Genomic DNA, 21,842 nt, shown 5'->3' on the forward strand with positions numbered 1-21,842 from the left:
AGCCGCCAAGCCCCCCCCGGGCGCCGGACCGGCTACTCCCGGACCGGCTACTCCTCGAACGTCGCCGTCAGGGCCTCCGCCAGGCCCGGTACGAGATCCGCCCCGGTGAGCACCTCGGCGGTGGAGTCCTTCTCGCGCAGCCGCAGCGCCGACTCGCGCCGGCCGTCGCGCAGCACCGCCACGGTCATCCGGACCTCCTGCCGGTCCGGGTGCTCGGCGACCCACTTGGCCAGCGCGTCCTCGTCCATGCCGGCCGGCACGGACTCCTCGGCGGACGGCGGCAGCATCAGCCGCTCCACGGTCATGGCGCAGCCGGCCACCGCGTCGGGCCAGGCGATGGTGCCGAGGAACTCGTCGAGCGGGACGGTCGGGGGGACCTCGTCCTGCTCCACGGGGGTCAGGGAGGCGTCGGCGTTCTCGTCGATGCCCAGCTGGGCGGCGAGCGCGGGCTCTTCGTCGCGCAGGCGCGCGGTGTCTACGAGGGCGAACAGTCGGGCGGGCTGGTCCCAGCCGATCCCGGCGGCGTACTCGTCGATTTCGAGTACGGCGCGGGTCAGTGGGTCGGCGGCGAGAGGGGTGCCGTCAACGGGGAGGTTGGTCATGTGGAATATCGTGCCCTGAACTTCCCGGAAAACGGGAACCGGGTAAAGCCTTAGTAAGTTGCAAGAGTGGGTCCTACTATCACCGGGCCCGCTTCATACGACAGCGAACTTCGAGGTGCGCACCTTGGCTTTCCAGATGCCGGACCGCGGCTCAGGCCCCGCCGGGCCACGGACGAGAGTGGGCCGCCCCTCCCGGCGGATGCGGACCGGGCTCCTGACCCTGGGCGTGCTGGCTGTGCTGGCCATGCTCTTCGTGATGTTCTCCGGGTTCTGGACCGACTGGCTGTGGTACCGCTCGGTGAGGTACTCCTCGGTCTTCACCACGACCCTGTGGACCAAGGTCGGCCTGTTCTTCTTCTTCGGCGCGCTGATGGCGGCCGCCATCGGGGTCAACGTCTGGCTGGCCCACCGGCTCCGCCCGCCGCTCAGCGCCATGTCGCTGGAGCAGCAGAGCCTGGACCGCTACCGCATGAGCATCGCGCCCTACAAGAAATGGGTGCTGATCGCGGTCACCGCGCTGGTCGGCCTGATCGCCGGCGCGTCCGCCTCCAGCCAGTGGCGCACGTGGCTCCAATGGGTCAACGGTGTGCCGTTCGGCCAGAAGGACCCGCAGTTCCACCAGGACATCTCCTTCTACGCCTTCGACCTGCCGTGGTTCCGCTTCCTGCTGAGCTTCGGCTTCGCCTGCGTGGTGCTCGGCCTGATCGCCGCGGCGCTCACGCACTACCTCTACGGCGGCCTGCGCGTCACGAGCCCCGGCTCCCGTGCCACCGCGGCGGCCACCGGTCACCTGTCGGTGCTGCTGGGCATCTTCGTGTCGCTCAAGGCGATGGCGTACTGGCTGGACCGGTACGGCCTCGCGGTGAAGTCCAGCGGCCTGAAGTCCGCGGAGGGCTGGACGGGCCTGCGGTACGTCGACGCGCACGCCTACCTGCCGGCGAAGACGATCCTGTTCTTCATCGCTGCCATCTGTGCCGTGCTCTTCTTCGCCACCCTGTGGCGGCGGACCTGGCAGCTGCCGGTCATCGGCTTCGGCCTGATGGTGCTCTCGGCCGTCCTGATCGGCGGTCTGTACCCGGCGATCGTGCAGAAGTTCCAGGTCCAGCCGAATGAGCAGGCCAAGGAAGCGCCGTTCATCAAGGAGAACATCAAGGCCACGCGGGACGCGTACGGCATCGACGGCTCCAAGGTCACCGGCTACAAGGGCGACTACAAGCCCAAGGACAACGCGGACAACGAGCGGCTGCGGGCCGCGGCGGACAGCACGGCGAGCATGCGCCTGCTGGATCCGAACGTCGTCTCGCCCACCTTCCAGCAGCAGCAACAGGTCCGCGGGTACTACCAGTTCCCCGCCACGCTCGACGTCGACCGCTACAAGGGCAGCGACGGCAAGGAGCAGGACACCGTCATCGGTCTGCGCGAGCTGAACATCGCCGGCATCCCCGAGCGCAACTGGATCAACGACCACTTCAAGTACACCCACGGGTACGGCGCGGTCACCGCCAAGGGGACCGGCACGGTCAATGAGGGCGAGCCGGACTACACCCAGAAGAACCTGCCTGCCAAGGGGCACCTCCCCAAGCACGAGCAGCGCATCTACTACGGCGAGAAGACCACGCAGTACTCGATCGTCGGCGGGCCGCAGCAGGAGCTGGACTACTCCGACGACAGCGGCGAGAAGAGCTACAGCTACAAGGGCAAGAGCGGGGTGAACCTCGCCAATCCGGTGAACCGCGCGGCGTACGCCGTGGCCTTCGGCGAGCCGCAGATCCTGTACTCGGGCGCCATCGGCGAGGGCTCGCGCGTGCTGTACAACCGCACGCCCAAGGAGCGCGTGGAGTCGGTCGCGCCGTGGCTCACCATCGACGGCGACGCGTACCCGGCGGTGGTCGACGGCCGCATCAAGTGGATCGTCGACGCGTACACCACGAGCAACGGCTATCCGTACTCCTCGCGGACCACGCTCGGGGACACCACGGCGGACTCGCTCACCGACGGCCAGCGCGCGGTGGTGGCCCAGCAGAACCAGGTCAACTACATCCGCAACTCCGTCAAGGCGACGGTCGACGCGTACGACGGCTCGGTCAAGCTCTACCAGTGGGACAAGAACGACCCGGTCCTGAAGACCTGGATGAAGGCGTTCCCCGGCACGGTCGAGCCCACCTCGAAGATCAGCAATGCTCTGATGGAGCACCTGCGGTACCCGCAGGACCTCTTCAAGGTGCAGCGCCAGCTGCTCACCACGTACCACGTCACCGACGCGAACACTTTCTACACCGGCAGCGAGCGCTGGCAGATCCCGAACGACCCGACGACCAAGTCGGCGACCGCGGTTCCGCCGTACTACCTCAGCATGAAGATGCCGGACCAGAAGAAGCAGACGTTCTCGCTGACGACGACGTTCACACCGAACAAGCGGGACAACCTCGGGGCGTTCATGGCGGTCGACGCCAACGCCAAGAGTCCGGACTACGGGAAGATCAGCATCCTCAAACTCCCGTCCGAGACCACGGTCCCCGGACCGCAGCAGGTGCAGTCGAAGTTCAACTCCGACGACACGGTCGCCAAGACGCTCAACATCCTCAAGAAGGGCGACTCGGAGATCGAGTACGGCAACCTGCTCACCGTCCCCCTGGACGGCGGCCTGCTGTACGTCGAGCCGGTCTATCTGCGGGGCGCGGGCACCAACTATCCGCTGCTGAAGAAGGTGCTCGTCTCCTACGGGAACAAGGCGGCCTTCGAGAACAGCCTCGGTGAGGCGCTGGACGTGGTGTTCGGCAAGAAGGCACCGAACGTGAGTGACGACGGCGAGGAGGACACCACCACGCCGCCGGACGAGAGCGGTACGACACCGCCCACGGACCAGAGCGTCCAGGAGGCCCTGGACGACGCCCAGCAGGCGTACGAAGAGGGCGAGAAGGCCCGTGAGTCCGGCGACTGGGCCGGCTACGGCGAGGCGCAGGAGAAGCTGAAGGCCGCGCTGGACCGGGCCGCCGCCGCGGAGAAGAAGGCGGGGGAGAAGGCCGGTTCGTCGGACGAGCAGGGCGGCTGACCGCGGATTATGGCTCCACCTCCGCGCCGTGGTACCTTAAATACACAACGGCGCGGGGTGGAGCAGCTCGGTAGCTCGCTGGGCTCATAACCCAGAGGTCGCAGGTTCAAATCCTGTCCCCGCTACTGCAAGGCGAAGGCCCGGATCCAAGAGGATCCGGGCCTTCGTCGTGTGTGCCGTCACATATGTGCGCGTTAAACCACCCGCATTGGGGAGACTGGTGTCCTGAGCGTTTGGCATGTCGTCGTGTCGGGAAGTCGACAAAACGCTGAAGTGACCTCACTGGCTGCGGTATACCAGGTGTACCCGGGCTTCGGGTGGTGCGACGATGGCCCTTATGGGGGACAAGGCAAGGTTGTTGGAGACAGGACCATTTGTGCATGCGCCCGACGACGGGCGCGAATCCGAGCTGCCGCCGCCCGCGAGGGACGCGGCAGATATGGCCGAAACCGTCGACGCCACGGAGTCGTCCGAGGCGACCGAGGCCATGGACGAGGTGGGCCACCGGCAGGCCGCCGCCGCGGGCGATCCCGCGGCAGCGAGCATGCTCGGCGCGATGCTGCTGCGCCGCGGTGATCTGGACGGTGCCGAACCGTGCCTGCGCGCCGCCACTGTCGCGGGCGACCGGGCCGCCGCCAACAATCTCGGAGTCCTGCTGCACCAGCGCGGATACGCCGACGAGGCGGCCGGCTGGTGGCGTATCGCCGCCGTCGCCGGATCCGCCGCCGCGGCGCACGCACTGGGCCGGCACTACCGCGAGCGCGGCGACGAGCCCGCCGCCGAGTACTGGCTGCGCCAGGCCGCCGAGTCCGGTCACTGCCTGGGCGCCTACGCGCTGGCCGACCTGCTCGACCACCGGGGCGAGGAGGGCGCCGAGCAGTGGTTCGTGGCCGCCGCCGAGCGCGGCCACCGTGAGGCCGCGTACCGCCTCGCGCGCATCCTGGACGAGCGGGAGGCCGACGGCACCGCGTACGGCGAGCACGCGGAGCCGCGCGCCGCGGCCGAGCAGTGGTACCGCCAGGCCGCGGCCCGCGGGCACCGCAGGGCCGCGCTGCACCTCGGCACGCTCCTGGAGGAGCGCGGCGAGCTCAAGGAGGCCGGGCGCTGGTACCTCATCGCGGCCAAGGACGGCGAGCCGCGCGCCGCGTGCGCGCTCGGCTTCCTCCTGAAGGACGCGGGCGACGAGGAGAGCGCGGCGGAGTGGTGGCGCCGGGCGGCCCAGGACGGCGACGGCAATGCCGCCAACGCGCTGGGTGCACTGCACGCCGACCGCGGCGAGCTGCAGACAGCCGAGCGCTGGTACCGCGCTGCCCTGGAGGCCGGCGACGTCAACGGTGCGTACAACATCGGCCTGCTCTGCGCCCAGCAGGGCCGCGACGGCCGCAGCGAGCAGTGGTACCGCCGGGCCGCCTACGCGGGCCACCGGGAGGCATCCAACGCGCTGGCCGTGCTGCTGCTGCAGCGCGGCGACGCGTCCGGTGCCGAGCCGTGGTTCTCCAAGGCGGCCGAGGCCGGCAGCGTGGACGCCGCGTTCAACCTCGGCATCCTGCACGCGGGCCGGGGCGCCGAGCGCACCTCCCGCAGGTGGTACGAGCGGGCCGCCGAGGCCGGGCACACGGAGGCCGCGCTCCAGGCGGCCCTGTCCCTGCTGCGGGACGGCGAGTGGCAGGAGGCCGAGCGGCACCTGCGCGGGGCGGCGGGCGCGGGCAGCGCCGAGGCGGCCTACCGGCTCGCCGCGCTGCTCGACCGCGAGGCCAGCGGCCCGGAGGAGTCCGGCGGCGAGAGCGAGGAGTGGTACGAGCGGGCCGCCGAGCAGGGGCACCGCGGTGCCCAGGTCCGGATGGGCATGCTCGCCGCGTCCCGGGGCGACGCCGTGGCGGCCGCCGACTGGTACCGCGCGGCGGCCGAGGCCGGCAGCCGCAACGCGGCCTTCAACCTCGGGCTGCTGCTGGCCCGCGAGGGCAGCCTCCCGGAGGCCGCCCTGTGGTGGACGCGCGCTGCCGAGGCCGGGCACGGGCGCGCGGCGCTGCGCCTCGCGCTGCTGGCGGCCCGCCGGGGCGCGCTCGCGGAGAGTGAGCGGTGGTGCGCGCGGGCCGTGGAGCTGGGCCCGCCGGAGGTCACCCAGCGTGCCGCCCGGCTGCGGGACGCCCTCAAGGAGGAGCTGAGCGCATGAGGACCGGCCGGCCTTTCGGGGCCGGCCGGACGCCGGTGCGCGGGGGCTGCTGAAACGGATTTGCGCTGGTCGTCGGCTTGGGGTTAGAGTTGTGAACACAACGGCGCGGGGTGGAGCAGCTCGGTAGCTCGCTGGGCTCATAACCCAGAGGTCGCAGGTTCAAATCCTGTCCCCGCTACTGAAGACGAAGGCCCGGATCCTTTTGGATCCGGGCCTTCGTCATGTGTGCGGTCTTGTTCACGGCCGGTGGCCGACCGCCTCCGCATAGAAGGAGCGGTCCACGAGCCTGCTCTCCGGGAGCGGCGGGCCCTCGGTGACCCGCGCGTCCCGGTAGGCGCGCTGCAGGCGGTCGGCGGTGCCCTTCCGGATCTCCCAGTCCATCCGCAGCGACGGCACGGCCGTCAGCACGTCGGCGTCCACCTTCAGCAGCCTCGCCAGTTCCGCGGCGAACGCCCGGTCGGCCTTGTAGTCGCCGCGGAAGTACGTGTTGACCGTACGGATGTACGCGCGCAGGAAGGCGACGCCGGCGTCCGGGTCCTGCTGCAGGAGGTTCGGGCCGTACAGGGCCCCGCCGAGGGGTTCGCCCTGCGGCTGGCCGCCGAGGAACGCGTACCTCTTGTTGCCGTCGACCGTGCGCCATACCGGGTCCAGCAGCCAGGCGGCGTCCACGCCGCCGCCGGTCAGCGCGGTCAGCACGTCCGAGGAGCCGAGCTGCTGGAAGGTGACGGAGTCCGTACGGGCGCCGTGCCGGGCGAAGGAACGGTCCATCGGGTACATGATCACCGAGCCCTTGCCGATCATGGTCCCGAGGCTCGCGCCCTTCAGGGACACCGACCGCGCCGTCTCTCCCTTGCCGAGCCGGGCCCACAGGCCGCTCTTCGACCGCGGGTCGGGCGAGAAGTTCCCGGCCACCCAGCGGATGTCGAAGCCGCCGGCGATGCCGTTGAGGACGGCGGCCTCAGGCGCCGCCCACAGGACGTCCAGATCGCCCTTGGCCAGCAGCGGCAGCGCCTCGGGCGTGGGCAGCACCTTCAGGCGGACGTCCAGGCCCTCCTTCGCGAACTCGCCCTTGGCGAGGGCCATTCGGACGGGCGCGACGTACTCGGCGTTCAGGGTGCCGGTGGCGATCGTGAGCGAACGCTTCTTCTTCAGGGGCCGCGCGGCCGGGGCTCCCTTGTCGCAGCGGGCCGGCCGGCGGTCCTCCGCCAGGTCGGCGGGGTCGGTCCAGGCGCGGGCGCCACAGCCGGCGACGGGCTCGATCGTACGGGGCTCCGCGGGCCTGCCACCGGCCTCCTGAGCGGCGCATCCGGTGAGCAGGGCCAGGGCGGCGGCGAGCGCGGTGAGACGACGGCGCATGGGGCCTCCGGGGGCCGAGTAGGGGAGTGGGCCGGGTCAGTTCCGGGAGCGGCCGCGGTCGCGTGGTGCCCAGGGGGTGAGGAACCGGCCGGCCAGCCGCACCAGTTCGGAGAAGAGCACGCCCAGGACGGCGACGCAGACGATCCCGACGAACATCACGTCGTTCTGGAACAGCGCCCGCGAGTCGAAGATCAGATGTCCGAGCCCGTCGGCGGCGGCGATCTGCTCCGAGGCGACGATCACCAGGACCGCGACGCCCGCCGCTATCCGGGCCCCGACCAGCACCGCGGGCAGCGAGGCGGGCAGCAGCACGTGCCGGAACATCTGCCAGGGGCTCGCGCCGAAGACCCGGCCCGCGTCGCGGTGCCCGGCCGGTACGGCCAGTACCGCCGCCATGGTGGAGATCCACACGAAGAAGAAGACGGTGGCCGCGACCAGCGCGATCTGCGGCCCCTCGCCGAGCCCGAACATGTTCAAAAAGACCGGCAGCAGGGCCAGTTTCGGCACGACGTACAGCGCGTCCAGCAGCGGCTCCAGGGCGGCGCGCACGAGGGAGAGCGAGCCCATCAGGAGGCCCAGCGCGTAGCCCGCCACGGCCCCGACGGCATAGCCCGCGAGGACCCGTCGCAGGGTGGCCCACACGTCCGGCCACAGCTCGCCGGCCAGCGCGCGGTCCCAGCCGTCGGCCAGGATGGTGCCGGGCGCCGGATAGATACGGGCGTCGATCCACCCCTGTACGGCGGCGAGCTGCCACAGCAGGAGCAGGGCGGCCGGGACGGTGAGGGCGAGCGCCGCTTCAAGGGTGCGGCGGCGCCTGTACGTACGCTGCGGACGCAGCTCCTGAGGGCCGGGTCGGCGCAGGAGGACGGTCTCGCGCGGCGCCGAGCGGTCGGTGAGCGTCATACGGGCACCGCCTCCGTGCCGTTACCGGGGCGTGCGCCCGTGCCCGTACCGGAAGACGTGCCCGTACCGGAGCGGGCGTCGACCTCGCCGCGCAGCAGGTCCCACAGCTCGGCCTTGAGCGCGGTGAACTCCGGGGCGCTGCGTACCGCTCCGCTACGGGGGCGGCCGAACGGCGGGCGGCGCTCGGCGATGATGCGGCCGGGGCGTGCGGACATCACCAGGACCCGGTCGCCTAGGACGAGCGCCTCTTCGAGGCTGTGCGTGATGAAGAGGGTGGTCGTACGGGTGTGCTGGGTCAGGTCCAGCAGCTCGTCCTGGAGGATCGTGCGGAGCTGGGCGTCCAGGGCGGCGAAGGGCTCGTCCATGAGGAGCAGCTCGGGCTCCACGGCCAGCGCGCGGGCGATGGCCACGCGCTGGCGCATGCCGCCGGAGAGCGCCGCCGGGTAGGCGTCCGCGAACTCCGCGAGGCCCATGCGGTCCAGCCAGGAACGGGCGCGTGCGTCGGCCTCCTTACGGGGCACGCGCTGCACGTCCAGGCCGAAGCGGACGTTGGCCAGCACGGACTTCCAGTCGTAGATGCCGTAGTCCTGGAAGATCATCGCGGCCGGGCGGGGGCCGGCGGCGCGGATCTCCAGCTCTCCCGTGCTCGGCCGGAGCAGCCCCGCGGCGATCCGCAGCAGCGTGGACTTGCCGCAGCCCGAGGGGCCCACGAGGCAGACGAACTCGCCCGCGGCGATGTCGAGGTCGAGCGGGCCGAGCGCGGTCAGCGCCTTGCGGCCGCGGCCGAAGGAACGGCCGAGCGCCCGGGCGCGCAAGGCCGGTGGCCGCTCATCGGGCGCGGGCGGGCGCGGGCCGGCGGACGGGGACGGCGGGTGCGGCTCTCCCACGGTGAGCTCCTCGCGGAGTGCGGGCCGGCTGCCGCGGCGGTCCCGGGCAGCCGTGGGGCGTGGCGCGAGGCACGATATGACGGGCCGTCAGAAACGGGAAGGGGTGTGCGCGGTGCACCGGAGAAGCGCGCCGTGTGCCGAAGAGCTGTCGCGACATGCCGAAGTAGCGCACGCCGATGCTTCCGGCTGCCGAAAAGCCCGCCGCGGAACGCGGCGGGCTGCAATGATCGGCAAGAGCGGAGCGGAGGGGTGGGGAGGTGCCGTGGCGGCGTGCGGATCAGGCGCGAGCGCAGTTCGGGCACGTGCCGCGGTAGGTCACCGAGACCTCCGAGACCTCGAAGCCGAATCGTTCCGGCTCGGGCAGGGCGCTCATCGGGTCGCTCTCGATGTGCACGTCACGGATCGTGCCGCACTGCGAGCACACGAGGTGGTGATGGTCGTGGTGGGCGTTGGGGTCGTACCGCTTCGCCCGGCCGTCCGTGCTGACCTCGAGCACCTCACCGAGCAGGACGAGCTCGCCGAGCGTGTTGTAGACCGTGGCGCGGGAGATCTCCGGCAGGCGCTCGGACGCCCGCGCGTGCACCTCGTCGGCGGTGTAGTGGACGTGGTCCCCGTCCAGGACCTCGGCGACGACGCGGCGCTGCGCGGTCAGCCGCCAGCCGCGTCCCCGGAGTCGTTCGAGCAGGTCACTCATGCCAATCACCCATCAGTCAGATATGAGCCAGGGTACCAGTGGTGGTCCATGACCGGATCCGGTACGGATTTCTCATCCTTCTTGACTTAGACATTGTCCAATGTAGGATCGGGCTCGGCGCAAGCCAAGGGCAGGTATTTACACAGGAGGCGCACGTGTCGGTAGAAAGCACCACCGGACCGCTGACCACGGAGACCGGTGCTCCGGTCGCGGACAACCAGAACAGCGAGACGGCCGGCATCGGCGGCCCCGGCCTGATCCAGGACCAGCTCCTGATCGAGAAGCTGGCGCACTTCAACCGCGAGCGCATCCCGGAGCGCATCGTGCACGCCCGCGGCGCCGGTGCGTACGGCACGTTCACTGTGACCGCGGACGTGACGAAGTACACCCGCGCGAAGTTCCTCTCCGAGGTCGGCAAGCAGACCGAGACGTTCCTGCGCTTCTCGACCGTCGCGGGCAACCTCGGTGCGGCCGACGCGGTGCGTGACCCCCGCGGCTTCGCGCTGAAGTTCTACACCGAAGAGGGCAACTACGACCTCGTCGGCAACAACACCCCGGTGTTCTTCATCAAGGACGCCATCAAGTTCCCGGACTTCATCCACACCCAGAAGCGCGACCCGTACACCGGCTCGCAGGAGGCGGACAACGTCTGGGACTTCTGGGGTCTGAGCCCGGAGTCGACCCACCAGGTGACCTGGCTGTTCGGTGACCGCGGCATCCCCGCGTCCTACCGTCACATGGACGGCTTCGGCTCGCACACGTTCCAGTGGAACAACGAGGCCGGCGAGGTCTTCTGGGTCAAGTACCACTTCAAGACCGACCAGGGCATCAAGTGCCTCACCACGGACGAGGCCAACAAGCTCGCCGGTGAGGACCCCGACAGCCACCAGCGGGACCTGCGCGAGTCCATCGAGCGCGGCGACTTCCCGAGCTGGACCGTCGGCGTGCAGATCATGCCCGCCGCCGAGGCCGCCAACTACCGCTTCAACCCGTTCGACCTGACCAAGGTCTGGCCGAAGGCGGACTACCCGGTCATCGAGATCGGCAAGCTGGAGCTGAACCGCAACCCGCAGAACATCTTCGCCGAGGTCGAGCAGTCGATCTTCTCCCCGCACCACTTCGTGCCGGGCATCGGCCCCTCGCCCGACAAGATGCTGCAGGGCCGCCTCTTCGCGTACGGCGACGCCCACCGCTACCGCGTCGGCATCAACGCCGACCACCTGCCGGTGAACCGCCCGCACGCCACCGAGGCGCGCAGCCACGGCCGGGACGGTGCGCTGTACGACGGCCGGCACGGCGGCCAGAAGAACTACGAGCCGAACAGCTTCGGCGGCCCGGCCGAGACCGGCCGTGCGCTGTGGCAGCCGCTGCCGGTCAACGGCACGAGCGGTGAGACCGAGGCGCCCTCGCACGCCGAGGACGACGACTTCGTGCAGGCGGGCAACCTCTACCGCCTGATGTCGGAGGACGAGAAGGACCGCCTGATCAACAACCTCGCGGGCTTCATCTCGAAGGTCTCGCGCGACGACATCGCGCAGCGCGCCATCGAGAACTTCCGCAAGGCGGACGCGGACTACGGCAAGCGACTGGAGGCCGCGGTCCAGGCCCTGCGCGGCTGACCGGTCACACTGTACGGACCGCGTCGTCCGGGGTCCCTTCACCCCGGACAGAGGAGGCCGGCTGCCCTCGGGCGGCCGGCCTCCTCGGCGTTTCCGACCCGGGCCGGACGAACGGGCCGGGTCGGAGCGGGTCAGGCCGGTACCGCTGTGGCCCGTTCCCGGGCGCCCGAGCGGCAGCGCATGATGTCGCGTACGGACACCACGCCCACCGGCTCCCGGTCGTCCAGGACGATCAAGTGGCGGAAGCCGCCGTGCACCATCGCGGTGGCGGCCTCGTCCAGGGTCCACTCCGGAGCGGCGTAGACCACGTCCGTAGTGGTGTGGCTCTGTGCGGTCTCGCGGTCGGGATTCTCCCCGGCGCCGAGGGAATTGAGTATGTCGCGCTCGGTGAGGATGCCGAGTCCGCCGGCGTCGGCGTCCAGGACGACGGCCGCGCCGACGCGCCGTGCCGCCATCAGGTGTGCTGCCTGCCGGAGAGTGTGTGCGGGCCCGATGGTGAGGACCACCGTGCTCATGGCGTCGCGGACGTACATGGGCATGGAGTGGAGCCACCTCCTTGGTGAGACCCCGCGGAGGACATTCCGGCGCCGGAAAGCGCCTGGAGAAAACTTTCACAAATGCACAAGCGGGGGGATTCTCATGTTCACATGCTCCATGGCGTGCGACAAGGGGCGCGTGAGGGCCGGTCTCCCGGTCACGCGCCCCAAGGCGCCGTTTGAAAACCCGCGAGAGCGATCGCGGGCGGGGGTCAGTCCCGCAGGTAGTTCAGCAGGTCCTCGTGCAGCAGCCCGTTGGACGCCGCCGCGTTGCCGCTGTGCGGGCCCGGGGCCCCGTCCAGGCCCGTGAAGCGGCCGCCGGCCTCCTGGACGACGACGGAGCAGGCCGCCATGTCCCACAGCGACAGCTCCGGCTCGGCGCAGATGTCCACGGAGCCCTCGGCCACCATCATGTAGGGCCAGAAGTCGCCGTACGCGCGGGTCCGCCACACCTCCCGCGACAGGTCCAGGAAGCCGCCCAGCGTGCCGCGCTCCTCCCAGCCGGTGAGCGAGGAGTAGGCGAACGACGCGTCCTGGATGCGCCCGACGCTCGACACCTGGAGACGCTGGGCTGAGGTCAGGCTGCGGCCGGTGTAGGCGCCCAGCCCCTCGGCGGCCCACCAGCGGCGGTGCAGCGCGGGTGCGGAGACCACGCCGACGACCGGACGGTCCCCGCCCTCGCCGCGCTCCATCAGGGCGATCAGGGTGGCCCACACGGGCACCCCGCGCACGTAGTTCTTCGTGCCGTCGATCGGATCGATGATCCAGCGGCGCGGCCCCGCCCCTTCGGAACCGAACTCCTCGCCGAGCACCGCGTCCCGCGGCCGGGCGCGTGCGAGCTGGCCGCGGATGAGCTCTTCGGCCGCCTTGTCGGCCTCGCTCACCGGGGTCATGTCCGGTTTGGTCTCGACCTTCAGGTCGAGCGCCTTGAACCGTTCCATGGTCGCGGCGTCCGCGGCGTCCGCGAGGACGTGGGCGAGACGGAGATCATCGTGGTAGTCGGCCATGTGCGAACACTATCTTTCCCGGTACCTGAGCACGGAAAATCCCGCGTTCGCCGCGGAGCGTGGCGGCTTCCGGGGACCCCCTCCGCACCTGTCGGCAGTCCTTTGGTCCGGACCCTTGACACCACCTGGTGGGGCGTCAATTCTGTGCGCACACCGGCCATATGGGCACTACGGCCTGGGAGGCGACGATGCCCGCAGCGCGTGATTCCTTACTGGACGCCGCCTACGCGGCGCTCGATGTACGGCCCTGGGCAGGCGTCCGGATGGTCGATGTCGCGGCCGCGGCGGGGGTCTCCCGGCAGACCCTCTACAACGAGTTCGGCAGCAAACAGGGGCTTGCGCGCGCCCTGGTACGCCGCGAGACCGAGGGCTATCTGGCGGGCGTGGAGCGCATCCTGTCCCGGCCCGCCGCCGGTCCGCCCGCGGCCGGTCCGCCCGCCGAAGGGCCCGCGCGCCCGTCGTCCCTGCCCGAAGAAGCCCAGGCCAGGCTGGCAGCGGCGGCCGACTGGACACTGCGTACCGCCCGCGCCAACCCCCTCGTACGGGCCGTGCTGACCGGCTGCTGGAACGAGCGGCTGCCCTCGCCCGCCGACCAGTCGCTCCCGCTGCCGGTGCCCGGACCCCGCACAGGCTTCCCCGTGGTGCCGCCGCCCGTCGAGGCGCCGCTGCCCGGGCCGAGCGAGCTGGTCGGCCGGTTCAGCGACCGGGCGGTGGCCGCGCTGGAGGCGGACTGGCCCAAGGAGGAGCTGACCGAGCTGGGTACCGCGTGCACGACGGCGGTCCGGCTCACGCTGTCCTGCGTGGTCGCGCCTGCCGATCCCGAGGAGGTCGGGCGGCTCGTCCGCAGCGCGTTCGCGGGCCTGCCGCGCCATCAGGCCGCGCACTGACCGTGGGGAGCGCGGGCCGGTGCCGGACTCCCCGCGCGCGAGCGCGTCGGTGGCGGGCTCCCCGCGCTCGGCCCGGCCGGTGCGCCGGGCCGGGCATCAGTGCGCCGAGCCCGAGAACTGCAGCCCGATCGCGCCCGCGATGACCAGCGTGATCGAGACGATCTTCACTGTGGACACCACGTCGCCGAGGAAGACCATGCCGTACACCGCCGTGCCGGCCGCGCCCAGCCCGGTCCACACCGCGTACGCCGGGCCCACGTCCAGCTTTTTCAGGGAGAGGGTCAGTAGCCCGAAGCTGCCGAGAGCGAAGACACAGAAGGCGATCGTGGGCCAGAGCCGGGTGAAGCCGTGCGAGAGCTTCAGACACACCGCGAAGCCCGTCTCCAGAAGCCCCGCCACCACGACGAGCAGCCACGCCATCAGTTTGCCTCCGTCGGTTCGGTGACCGCTTCGCCCAGTCCTGATGTGATTATGCAGTTACCACGGGCCGGCGGCAGCCACCTTTCCGCATCGGCCACCCACGCCCTGTCGATCCGTCAGTCGCCCTCGCGCCGCTCCCGGGTGGCCAGCAGCCGGCGCAGCGAGTAGAGCCGGGCCGGGTCGGCGTGCCCGTCGGCCACCCATTGGTCCAGCGCACAGTCCGGCTCGTCGTGGCTGCAGGCGCGCGGGCACCCTTCCGTGCCCGGTACCAGGTCGGGGAAGGCTTGGATCACCCGCGAGGGATCGACGTGGTGCAGGCCGAAAGACCGCACCCCGGGCGTGTCGATCACCCAGCCCCGGTCGTCCGGCAGCGGCAGGGCCAGCGCCGAGGTCGTCGTGTGCCGGCCGCGCCCGGTGACCGCGTTGACGTGTCCGGTGGCCCGCTTCCGCGCCGGTACAAGGGAGTTGACCAGCGTGGTCTTGCCCACGCCGGAGTGGCCGACGAAGGCCGTGATCCGGTCGGCCAGCCGCTCGCGCACCCGGTCGGCCGCGGCGCCGTCGGCCAGCTCGTCGCGGTTGGTGACGACGTACGGGACGCCCAGCGCGCCGTAGGACTCCAGCAGCGTGTCCGGCGACGCCAGGTCGGACTTGGTGAGGACGAGCAGCGGCGTAAGGCCCGCGTCGTACGCCGCGACCAGGCAGCGGTCGATCAGCCGGGGCCGCGGCTCGGGGTCGGCGAGCGCGGTGACGATCGCCAGCTGGTCGGCGTTGGCGACCACCACCCGCTCGAACGGGTCGTCGTCGTCGGCCGTGCGCCGCAGCACGGACGTGCGCGGCTGGACCCGCACGATGCGGGCGAGGGTGTCCTTGGCGCCGGTGAGGTCGCCGACGACCATGACCCGGTCGCCGACCACCACGCTCTTGCGGCCCAGCTCACGTGCCTTCATCGCGGTGACCGTGCGGTCATCGATCAGGCACGTGATGCGGCCGCGGTCGACCGTGAGGACCAGGCCCTCGCTGGCGTCCTCGTGCTTCGGGCGGATGTTCGTACGGGGACGGTTGCCCTTGCGGTTCGGGCGGACCCGGACGTCGTCCTCGTCGGTGTGCTTGCCGTAGCGGCGCATCGTGGCGGACTCTCAGGCTCTCCGGGCGGGGGCCGCCGCCGGGCTGAGCATGTCCGTCCACATCTCGGGGAAGTCGGGCAGGGTCTTGGCCGTGGTCGCGACGTTCTCCACCTCGACACCCTCGACGACCAGGCCGAGCAGCGCGCCGGCGGTGGCCATGCGGTGGTCGTCGTACGTGTGGAAGACGCCGCCGTGCAGCGGGCGCGGCCGGATGTGCAGGCCGTCGGCGGTCTCGGTGACGTCGCCGCCGAGGCCGTTGATCTCCTTGGTGAGCGCCGCGAGCCGGTCGGTCTCGTGCAGCCGCAGGTGGGCGACGCCGCGCAGCACGGACTCGGAGTCCGCGAGGGCCGCGACCGCCGCGATGCCCGGGGTCAGCTCGCCGACCTCGCTCAGGTCGATGTCGATGCCGTGGACGCGGCCGCTGCCCTTGAAGGTCAGCCCCTGCTCGGTCAGCTCGCAGGAACCGCCCATTTCGGTGAAGATCTCGCGCAGCGCGTCGCCCGGCTGAGTGGTGTGCTCGGGCCAGTCCGGGATGGTGACCCGGCCGCCGGTGATCAGCGCGGCGGCCAGGAACGGCTGCGCGTTGGACAGGTCCGGCTCGACGACCAGGTCGCGGCCGAGCAGCGCGCCCGGGGTGACCCGCCAGACGTTCGGCTCGCCGCCGGACTCGGGCGTGTCCACCTGCGCGCCGGCGATCCGCAGCATGTCCACGGTCATCCGGATGTGCGGCATGGACGGCAGGGTGTCGCCCACGTGCCGTACCTCCACGCCCTGGTTGAAGCGCGGCGCGGACAGCAGCAGGGCGCTGACGAACTGCGAGGAGGAGGACGCGTCGATCTCGACCCGGCCGCCGTCCAGGCCGCCGTTGCCGTGCACCGTCATCGGGAGGGCGCCGCGCTTGTCGTCGTCGATGCGGGCACCGAGGGCGCGCAGCCCGTCGATGACGCCGCCCAGCGGACGCTCGTACGACCGCGGGTCGCCGTCGAACCGGACCGGGCCGTCGGCCAGCGCCGCGACCGGAGGCAGGAAGCGCATGACCGTACCGGCGTTGCCGACGTCGACGGTGGTGGGGCCGTGCAGCCCGGCGGGGATCACGCGCCACGCCTCGCCCGTGCCGTCGGGCGTGCCGGCGGGGGCGGAGTTGGAGGAGATGGTCTCCTCGATGCCCACGCCCATCGTGCGCAGCGCCTGGGCCATCAGGAGGGTGTCGCGGGAGCGCAGCGGGCGGCGCAGCCAGCCGGGCTCGGAGGAGAGCGCGGCCAGAACCAGGCCGCGGTTGGTGACCGACTTGGAACCGGGCACGGTGACGGTCGCGTCGACCGCCCCGGAAGCGGTGGGGGCCGGCCAGAGGGCGGAGTGTGCGGGGCTCTCGGTCATGTAGCTCACTTTAATGGCTCACCAGGGGTGCGGATCTTGATCAAATGGGGTGCAACCTGTACGAAACATGGCACTGGTAAAGCGACGCCGCGCAGGTCTCACAGCTGCAGCAGCCACCGACCGCCGCCGAACAGCGAGCAGAGCGCGACCAGGTGGAAGAAGCCGAGCCAGACCGCCGCCGGCACGTTCGTCAGGCGGGCGAGCTGGTCGGGGTCGGAGTCCACGTGACCTCCGGAGCGTCTGCGCTTCCCCTGGATCTCGAACGGCGGCCGCACCCCGCCCAGCAGCAGGAACCACACCACCGCGTACGCGAAGGCCGCCTGCACCTCCGCGGTGGTCAGCCAGGAGACGAGGAAGAACGCTCCACCGGCGAGTACCACCGTGAGGACGCCGTATGCGTTCCGCGTCATGACCAGCATCGCCAGCAGCAGGGCCGTCGCGCCCCACAGGAGGGCCGTGATGTGGCCGGCGGCGAGCAGCGCGGCACCGGCCAGGCCGAGCAATGAGGGCGCCGTGTAGCCGGCCGCGGCGGTCAGGATCATGCCCAGGCCGGTCGGCTTGCCGCGGCTGACGGTCAGCCCGGAGGTGTCCGAGTGCAGACGGATGCCGTCCAGCTTCCGGCCGGTCAGCAGGGCCACGAGGCCGTGCCCGCCCTCGTGCGCGATGGTGATGGCATTACGGGATATCCGCCAGGCGCTGTAGGGGAGCACCACCGCCAGTGCGACCGCGGCCGTGGCCACGACCAGCCAGAACGACGGATCGGGTTGTGTGGCGAAAACCCGGTCCCATACGTCGGTGATGTGCTCGGTGTCCATCTCTCCCCTTGCTGTGCCATGGCACTGTGGCATACATGTGCGGACGGTATGCGGCGAGCAGGCGGCCCGAGGATCTGGTGGGGATCTTCGAGGTCGAGAAGTGGGAGCCCGAGGAGACCCTCGCTCCCGACTACAACATCGCCCCCACCAAGAACGTCTACGCGGTGCTCGAACGCCCCGTCAAAGACGCTGAGGACCGGCGGCCGGTTCGCCAGCTGCGGCCTTTGAAGTGGGGCCTGGTTCCGTCGTGGGCGAAATCACCCGACGTCGGCGTGAAGATGATCAACGCGAGGGCGGAGACGGTCCACGAGAAGCCGTCCTTCAAGAAGCCCTTCGCCGCCCGCCGCTGCCTGCTGCCCGGCGACGGCTATTTCGAGTGGGTGACCGGCGTGGGGGAGCGGCAGCTGGAGGAGCAGGGCCGGAAGAAGCGCCCCCGCAAGCAGCCGTACTTCGTCACGCCGGCCGACGGCGCGGTGATGGCGATGGCCGGGCTGTACGAGTTCTGGCGCGACCCGACGCTGCCGCCGGACCACCCGCAGGCGTGGTGGGCGACCTGCTCGGTGGTCACCACGGCCGCCGAGACCACGCCGCTGGCCGGCGCCTCCGGCGACACAGGGCCGCAGTCCCTCGCCGACATCCACCCCCGGATGCCGCTCGTCCTGCCGCCCGACCGCTGGGACGCCTGGCTGAACCCGGCCACCACGGACATCGAGGAGCTGCGCGCACTGCTCGCGCCGCCGCCCGCCGGGATGATGCGCGCCCACCCCGTCTCCACGGAGGTCAGCAACGTCCGCAACAACAGCCCCGAGCTGCTGAAGGAGCTGGCGGCGCCGGAGGAGGAAACGCTCTTCTGACCGTGCCCCGTCCCGGTGGGCGCGGCCGCCCGGGGCAGGATGGCCCCATGAGTGAGAGCGAGACGGTCGGCACACCGGCGGGCGAGGCCCGGATCACCTGGCACCACGCCCAGGGCACGGCGCGCACGGTGCTCGCCGTGAGCCACGGCGCGGGCGGCGGCATCGAGGCGCGGGACCTGGCGGCGCTGGCCGCGGCCCTCCCGGAGCGCGGCGTCACGGTCGCGCTCGTCGAGCAGCCCTGGCGGGTGGCGGGCAAGAAGCTGGCGCCCGCGCCGAAGACCCTGGACGCGGCCTGGACGGCGCTGTGGCCCGCGCTGCGGAAGCCCGGACTGCCGGTCGTCGCGGGCGGGCGCAGTGCGGGGGCGCGGGTGGCCTGCCGTACGGCGCGGGAGCTCGGCGCGCACGCCGTGCTCGCCCTCAGCTTCCCGCTGCACCCGCCGGGCAAGCCGGAGAAGTCCCGTGCCGACGAGCTCACCGGGGCCGGCGTGCCCACCCTGGTGATCCAGGGCGGCCGCGACCCCTTCGGGCGCCCCGACGAGTTCCCCGAGGGCACCCAGATCGTCGAGGTGCCGCACGCCGATCACGGTTTCGCCGTACCGAAGAAGGCCCCCATCGACCAGGACGCGGCGCTCATGCTGATCGTGGAGGCGGCCGCCGAGTGGCTCGTCGGGCTGCCCGACTGACCTCAGCGGGCCCTCCGGACCGCCCCTGGAAAGGCGCGGGAATGCGCGGCGCCCCCGTTCTGTTGTCCGTGGCGTAGGCAGGTACGTACTGGTACGCACGAGGAATGGGAGTCCACCGCATGGGGATCGCATGCCCGGCCCGACCGCAGGGCCCCAGCTGGACGGTGCCGCAGCCGGCACAGCTCCCGGCGGGACACCACGTCACGGCTGGAGCGGCGGTGGTACCGGATCGTCGTCTATTCTCCGATTCGAGCGGATCCGCATCCGGATCCGGCACGGTGTTGGAGGAGGTGGGTCCGGTCAGCGGTACCGACGCAGGGACCGACGGCACGGCACAAGCACAGAACGAGGGCCAGGCGGAGGCTGCCCGCACGGAGACGAAGGGCGAGTCGGAGGCCGAGCGCAATGCGCGTTTCGAGCGTGACGCGCTCACTTTCCTGGACCAGATGTATTCGGCCGCGCTGCGTATGACGCGCAATCCGGCGGACGCGGAGGACCTGGTACAGGAGACGTATGCCAAGGCGTACGCGTCCTTCCACCAGTTCCGCGAGGGCACGAACCTCAAGGCGTGGCTGTACCGCATCCTGACCAACACCTTCATCAACTCCTACCGCAAGAAGCAGCGGGAGCCGCAGCGCAGCGCGGCCGAGGAGATCGAGGACTGGCAGCTCGCGCGCGCCGAGTCGCACATGTCCACGGGCCTGCGCTCAGCCGAGTCGCAGGCGCTGGACCACCTGCCCGATTCGGACGTGAAGGAAGCCCTCCAGGCCATTCCCGAGGAATTCCGCATAGCGGTCTACCTCGCGGACGTGGAGGGGTTTGCGTACAAGGAGATCGCCGACATCATGGGAACACCCATCGGCACGGTGATGTCCCGCCTGCACCGTGGCCGCCGACAGCTGCGCGGAATGCTCGAGGACTACGCCCGTGACCGAGGGCTCGTCCCGGCCGGAGCGGGCGCTGCGGCTACTTCGGGGAAGCAGCCGCACGATCGGAAAGGCTCCACATCATGAGTTGCGGAGACCCGCACGAGACGGACTGCTCCGAGGTCCTTGACCACCTGTACGAGTATCTCGACCGCGAGATGCCGGACGGGGAGTGCACGAAGTTCGAGGAGCACTTCGACGAGTGCTCGCCCTGCCTGGAGAAGTACGGCCTCGAACAGGCCGTCAAGAAGCTCGTCAAGCGCTGCTGCGGCCACGACGACGTGCCCACCGACCTGCGCTCGAAGGTCATGGGACGGATCGAGCTGATCCGGTCCGGCGAGGCCGTGCCCGAGAAGAGCGTGCTCGAACAGGCGCAGGAATCGGCCGCTGCCGAGGGCCCCGGTCACCAGGCCGGACCGACCGAAACCGATGCACGCACCGAGGCGGCGCGCGCCGAATAACGCGCCGGGTCACTCCATCGGGTGAGGGCCGGCTGATGAGCCCCACCCAATCCCCGGATGCGCCCGCACGCGCCGCCCACGCCTTCTAAGCTCACCGGACCTGAAGCGTCACCGCTCGGTACGGGGAGGAGGGCGCCATGCGGCAGCTGCCCATGGGCGCGTACGCGTACATCGGATGTGCTGTCCTGGCGGCGGCCGGCTGTGCCGCCCCCGCCGCCCTGCCCGCCACGGACACCCCCTGGCCCACCGTGGGCCTGATCGCCGCGCTCTACGCCGCCTGCGAGCGGATGCGCAACTGCCCGCTGACCACGGGACGCGGCCGGGCACCGGCCGGCGGCGCAGCGGCGCACAGCGACGGCATGCCGCCCCGCTGGGGCTGCCCCGTGCTGCTCGCCGGGGTCTTCCTGCTGCCGCCCGCCGCTGCCGCCCTGGCCGCCCTGCCCGGCGCCCTCCTCTCCGGTACCGCGGAGCGATCGCCCGTGGCACGCCGCGTCTGGCACGCGGCGGAACTGGCCCTGGCCGCCTGGGCCGCCGCACAGGTCTTCGGCGCGGGCGGCAGCCGCGCCGTCCTCACCCCCGAATTCCCCTACGCGCTGCTGCCCGCCGCGGCCGCCACCACCGCCTTCTGCGCCGTCCTGGCCGTCCTGGACGGCGGCGTCCTCGTCGCCGCCGAGCGACGCCCGCCGCGCACCGCCTGGCGCGGCCTGCTGCTCCGCTCGCTCGCCCCGCACCTGGTGCACGGCCTGGCCGGACTGATGATGGCCGTCCTCTGGCGCAGCTCCTACGGGCCCGCCGCGGCCCTGCTCGTCCTGCTGCCCATGTACATCTCCTGCTGGGTCTTCGCGCAGTACCACCGCGAGCGCGCGGCGCACCAGGCCACCATCCGCGCCCTCGTCCAGGCCGTCGACCTCAAGGACCGCTACACCCGCGGCCACAGCGAACGCGTCGGCCGCGCCTCGGTGATGATCGCCCGCGAGCTGGGCATGGCCGAGGACCGCCTCGAAGTACTGCGCTTCGCCGGCATCCTGCACGACGTCGGCAAGCTCGGCGTGCCCACCCGGCTGCTCCAGAAGGACGGCCCGCTCACCTCCGAGGAGCGGCGCGTCATCGAGCTGCACCCGGAGTACGGCCACGAGATCGTCCGCGGCATCGGCTTCCTCGGCGAGGCCAGGGCCGCGATCCTGCACCACCACGAGCGCATGGACGGCAAGGGCTACCCCTACGGCCTCCGGGGGCGCGAGATCCCGGAATTCGCCCGGGTGGTCGCGGTCGCCGACGCCTTCGACGCCATGACCTCCACCCGCTCCTACCGCCGCGCCCGCCCGGTCGCCGCCGCCGTCGCCGAGCTGCGCCGCAGCGCGGGCGCCCAGCTCGACCCGCGCATGGTCCGCGCCCTGGTCGCCGCCCTCGCCCGGCACGGCTGGCAGCCCGAGGTCGTCACCGCGGGCGCCGACGGGCCCGCCCTG

Annotated in this window: 20 protein-coding genes and 2 tRNA genes; 11 read left to right on the top strand and 11 right to left on the bottom strand. The window is 71.5% G+C overall.

Annotated elements, in window-relative coordinates; translation table 11 throughout:
* Positions 1-47 precede the first annotated feature (47 nt).
* Positions 48-602, bottom strand: coding sequence for a PPA1309 family protein (locus CCS38_RS04960; protein WP_030264223.1), 555 nt, complete (start codon positions 600-602; stop codon positions 48-50).
* A 199-nt stretch (positions 603-801) separates the two neighbouring features.
* Between CCS38_RS04960 and CCS38_RS04965 the strand changes: the two genes are divergently transcribed.
* The 4 genes from CCS38_RS04965 (at position 802) to CCS38_RS04980 (ending at position 6,005) form a co-directional block, all read left to right on the top strand.
* Entirely contained in the window at positions 802-3,654 is a 2,853-nt protein-coding gene (locus tag CCS38_RS04965; RefSeq protein WP_223731965.1) for a UPF0182 family membrane protein, read from the top strand.
* Positions 3,655-3,705: 51 nt separating this feature from the next.
* A tRNA-Met gene (locus CCS38_RS04970) sits at positions 3,706-3,779 on the top strand.
* Between the two features lie 203 nt (positions 3,780-3,982).
* Positions 3,983-5,827, top strand: a complete 1,845-nt coding sequence (locus tag CCS38_RS04975; RefSeq protein WP_223731966.1) for a tetratricopeptide repeat protein — start codon at positions 3,983-3,985, stop codon at positions 5,825-5,827.
* Positions 5,828-5,931: 104 nt separating this feature from the next.
* Positions 5,932-6,005: transfer RNA gene (locus CCS38_RS04980), tRNA-Met, on the top strand.
* 59 nt (positions 6,006-6,064) lie between these two features.
* Here the strand turns inward: CCS38_RS04980 and CCS38_RS04985 are convergent.
* From CCS38_RS04985 to CCS38_RS05000, 4 genes are all read right to left on the bottom strand, one after another.
* Positions 6,065-7,183: an ABC transporter substrate-binding protein gene (locus CCS38_RS04985; RefSeq protein ID WP_223731967.1), complete on the bottom strand. Its 1,119-nt coding sequence runs from the start codon at positions 7,181-7,183 to the stop codon at positions 6,065-6,067.
* A gap of 36 nt (positions 7,184-7,219) precedes the next feature.
* Positions 7,220-8,086 (bottom strand): ABC transporter permease, encoded by an 867-nt coding sequence (locus tag CCS38_RS04990; RefSeq protein WP_223731968.1) that lies wholly within the window; start codon positions 8,084-8,086, stop codon positions 7,220-7,222.
* Entirely contained in the window at positions 8,083-8,901 is an 819-nt protein-coding gene (locus CCS38_RS04995) for an ABC transporter ATP-binding protein (protein ID WP_223731979.1), read from the bottom strand. Before CCS38_RS04995 ends, CCS38_RS04990 begins: the two co-directional genes overlap by 4 nt.
* Before the next feature lie 349 nt (positions 8,902-9,250).
* Entirely contained in the window at positions 9,251-9,667 is a 417-nt protein-coding gene (locus CCS38_RS05000) for a Fur family transcriptional regulator (RefSeq protein WP_223731969.1), read from the bottom strand.
* Positions 9,668-9,822: 155 nt separating this feature from the next.
* Between CCS38_RS05000 and CCS38_RS05005 the strand changes: the two genes are divergently transcribed.
* Complete coding sequence (locus CCS38_RS05005; RefSeq protein ID WP_223731970.1) at positions 9,823-11,286, top strand: catalase; 1,464 nt, start codon at positions 9,823-9,825, stop codon at positions 11,284-11,286.
* Positions 11,287-11,417: 131 nt separating this feature from the next.
* Here CCS38_RS05005 and CCS38_RS05010 read toward each other — a convergent pair whose 3' ends face one another.
* Positions 11,418-11,819, bottom strand: coding sequence for a CBS domain-containing protein (locus CCS38_RS05010; RefSeq protein ID WP_223731980.1), 402 nt, complete (start codon positions 11,817-11,819; stop codon positions 11,418-11,420).
* Positions 11,820-12,034: 215 nt separating this feature from the next.
* A complete protein-coding gene (gene hisN, locus CCS38_RS05015) occupies positions 12,035-12,829 on the bottom strand; it encodes a histidinol-phosphatase (protein ID WP_223731971.1) in 795 nt (264 codons plus the stop codon).
* Positions 12,830-13,017: 188 nt separating this feature from the next.
* On the opposite strand from hisN, the gene CCS38_RS05020 reads away from it, so the two are divergent.
* On the top strand, positions 13,018-13,716 hold the full coding sequence (locus CCS38_RS05020; RefSeq protein ID WP_223731972.1) for a TetR/AcrR family transcriptional regulator: 699 nt from the start codon (positions 13,018-13,020) through the stop codon (positions 13,714-13,716).
* Between the two features lie 96 nt (positions 13,717-13,812).
* Here the strand turns inward: CCS38_RS05020 and CCS38_RS05025 are convergent, their stop codons facing one another.
* From CCS38_RS05025 to CCS38_RS05040, 4 genes are all read right to left on the bottom strand, one after another.
* On the bottom strand, positions 13,813-14,136 hold the full coding sequence (locus CCS38_RS05025; protein ID WP_030264243.1) for a DMT family transporter: 324 nt from the start codon (positions 14,134-14,136) through the stop codon (positions 13,813-13,815).
* 116 nt (positions 14,137-14,252) lie between these two features.
* On the bottom strand, positions 14,253-15,260 hold the full coding sequence (gene rsgA / locus CCS38_RS05030) for a ribosome small subunit-dependent GTPase A (RefSeq protein ID WP_223731973.1): 1,008 nt from the start codon (positions 15,258-15,260) through the stop codon (positions 14,253-14,255).
* A 12-nt stretch (positions 15,261-15,272) separates the two neighbouring features.
* Positions 15,273-16,637: a 3-phosphoshikimate 1-carboxyvinyltransferase gene (gene aroA, locus CCS38_RS05035; RefSeq protein WP_223731974.1), complete on the bottom strand. Its 1,365-nt coding sequence runs from the start codon at positions 16,635-16,637 to the stop codon at positions 15,273-15,275.
* A gap of 98 nt (positions 16,638-16,735) precedes the next feature.
* Positions 16,736-17,452, bottom strand: a complete 717-nt coding sequence (locus CCS38_RS05040; protein WP_223731975.1) for a M50 family metallopeptidase — start codon at positions 17,450-17,452, stop codon at positions 16,736-16,738.
* 35 nt (positions 17,453-17,487) lie between these two features.
* Between CCS38_RS05040 and CCS38_RS05045 the strand changes: the two genes are divergently transcribed.
* From CCS38_RS05045 to CCS38_RS05065, 5 genes are all read left to right on the top strand, one after another.
* Positions 17,488-18,306 carry an SOS response-associated peptidase gene (locus CCS38_RS05045; RefSeq protein ID WP_223731976.1) on the top strand — a complete coding sequence of 273 codons (819 nt, stop codon included), beginning with the start codon at positions 17,488-17,490 and terminating at the stop codon, positions 18,304-18,306.
* A gap of 47 nt (positions 18,307-18,353) precedes the next feature.
* Positions 18,354-18,989 carry an alpha/beta hydrolase family protein gene (locus CCS38_RS05050; RefSeq protein ID WP_223731977.1) on the top strand — a complete coding sequence of 212 codons (636 nt, stop codon included), beginning with the start codon at positions 18,354-18,356 and terminating at the stop codon, positions 18,987-18,989.
* A 290-nt stretch (positions 18,990-19,279) separates the two neighbouring features.
* Entirely contained in the window at positions 19,280-20,002 is a 723-nt protein-coding gene (locus CCS38_RS05055) for a sigma-70 family RNA polymerase sigma factor (protein WP_223731981.1), read from the top strand.
* Positions 19,999-20,376, top strand: coding sequence for a mycothiol system anti-sigma-R factor (rsrA, locus tag CCS38_RS05060; protein ID WP_030264255.1), 378 nt, complete (start codon positions 19,999-20,001; stop codon positions 20,374-20,376). Before CCS38_RS05055 ends, rsrA begins: the two co-directional genes overlap by 4 nt.
* Before the next feature lie 137 nt (positions 20,377-20,513).
* A partial coding sequence (locus CCS38_RS05065; RefSeq protein ID WP_223731978.1) for an HD-GYP domain-containing protein occupies positions 20,514-21,842 on the top strand: 1,329 nt, incomplete at its 3' end.

Source organism: Streptomyces purpurogeneiscleroticus (genome assembly GCF_020024005.1).
Classification (GTDB): domain Bacteria; phylum Actinomycetota; class Actinomycetes; order Streptomycetales; family Streptomycetaceae; genus Streptomyces; species Streptomyces purpurogeneiscleroticus.

Excerpts from the sequence above, each read along its gene's own strand:
- CCS38_RS04960 (WP_030264223.1), bottom strand. The coding sequence starts at position 602 with ATGACCAACCTCCCCGTTGACGGCACCCCTCTCGCCGCCGACCCACTG.
- CCS38_RS04965 (WP_223731965.1), top strand. The coding sequence starts at position 802 with ATGCGGACCGGGCTCCTGACCCTGGGCGTGCTGGCTGTGCTGGCCATG.
- CCS38_RS04975 (WP_223731966.1), top strand. The coding sequence starts at position 3,983 with ATGGCCCTTATGGGGGACAAGGCAAGGTTGTTGGAGACAGGACCATTT.
- CCS38_RS04985 (WP_223731967.1), bottom strand. The coding sequence starts at position 7,183 with ATGCGCCGTCGTCTCACCGCGCTCGCCGCCGCCCTGGCCCTGCTCACC.
- CCS38_RS04990 (WP_223731968.1), bottom strand. The coding sequence starts at position 8,086 with ATGACGCTCACCGACCGCTCGGCGCCGCGCGAGACCGTCCTCCTGCGC.
- CCS38_RS05000 (WP_223731969.1), bottom strand. The coding sequence starts at position 9,667 with ATGAGTGACCTGCTCGAACGACTCCGGGGACGCGGCTGGCGGCTGACC.
- CCS38_RS05010 (WP_223731980.1), bottom strand. The coding sequence starts at position 11,819 with ATGTACGTCCGCGACGCCATGAGCACGGTGGTCCTCACCATCGGGCCC.
- hisN (WP_223731971.1), bottom strand. The coding sequence starts at position 12,829 with ATGGCCGACTACCACGATGATCTCCGTCTCGCCCACGTCCTCGCGGAC.
- CCS38_RS05020 (WP_223731972.1), top strand. The coding sequence starts at position 13,018 with ATGCCCGCAGCGCGTGATTCCTTACTGGACGCCGCCTACGCGGCGCTC.
- CCS38_RS05025 (WP_030264243.1), bottom strand. The coding sequence starts at position 14,136 with ATGGCGTGGCTGCTCGTCGTGGTGGCGGGGCTTCTGGAGACGGGCTTC.
- rsgA (WP_223731973.1), bottom strand. The coding sequence starts at position 15,260 with ATGCGCCGCTACGGCAAGCACACCGACGAGGACGACGTCCGGGTCCGC.
- aroA (WP_223731974.1), bottom strand. The coding sequence starts at position 16,637 with ATGACCGAGAGCCCCGCACACTCCGCCCTCTGGCCGGCCCCCACCGCT.
- CCS38_RS05040 (WP_223731975.1), bottom strand. The coding sequence starts at position 17,452 with ATGGACACCGAGCACATCACCGACGTATGGGACCGGGTTTTCGCCACA.
- CCS38_RS05045 (WP_223731976.1), top strand. The coding sequence starts at position 17,488 with ATGTGCGGACGGTATGCGGCGAGCAGGCGGCCCGAGGATCTGGTGGGG.
- CCS38_RS05050 (WP_223731977.1), top strand. The coding sequence starts at position 18,354 with ATGAGTGAGAGCGAGACGGTCGGCACACCGGCGGGCGAGGCCCGGATC.
- rsrA (WP_030264255.1), top strand. The coding sequence starts at position 19,999 with ATGAGTTGCGGAGACCCGCACGAGACGGACTGCTCCGAGGTCCTTGAC.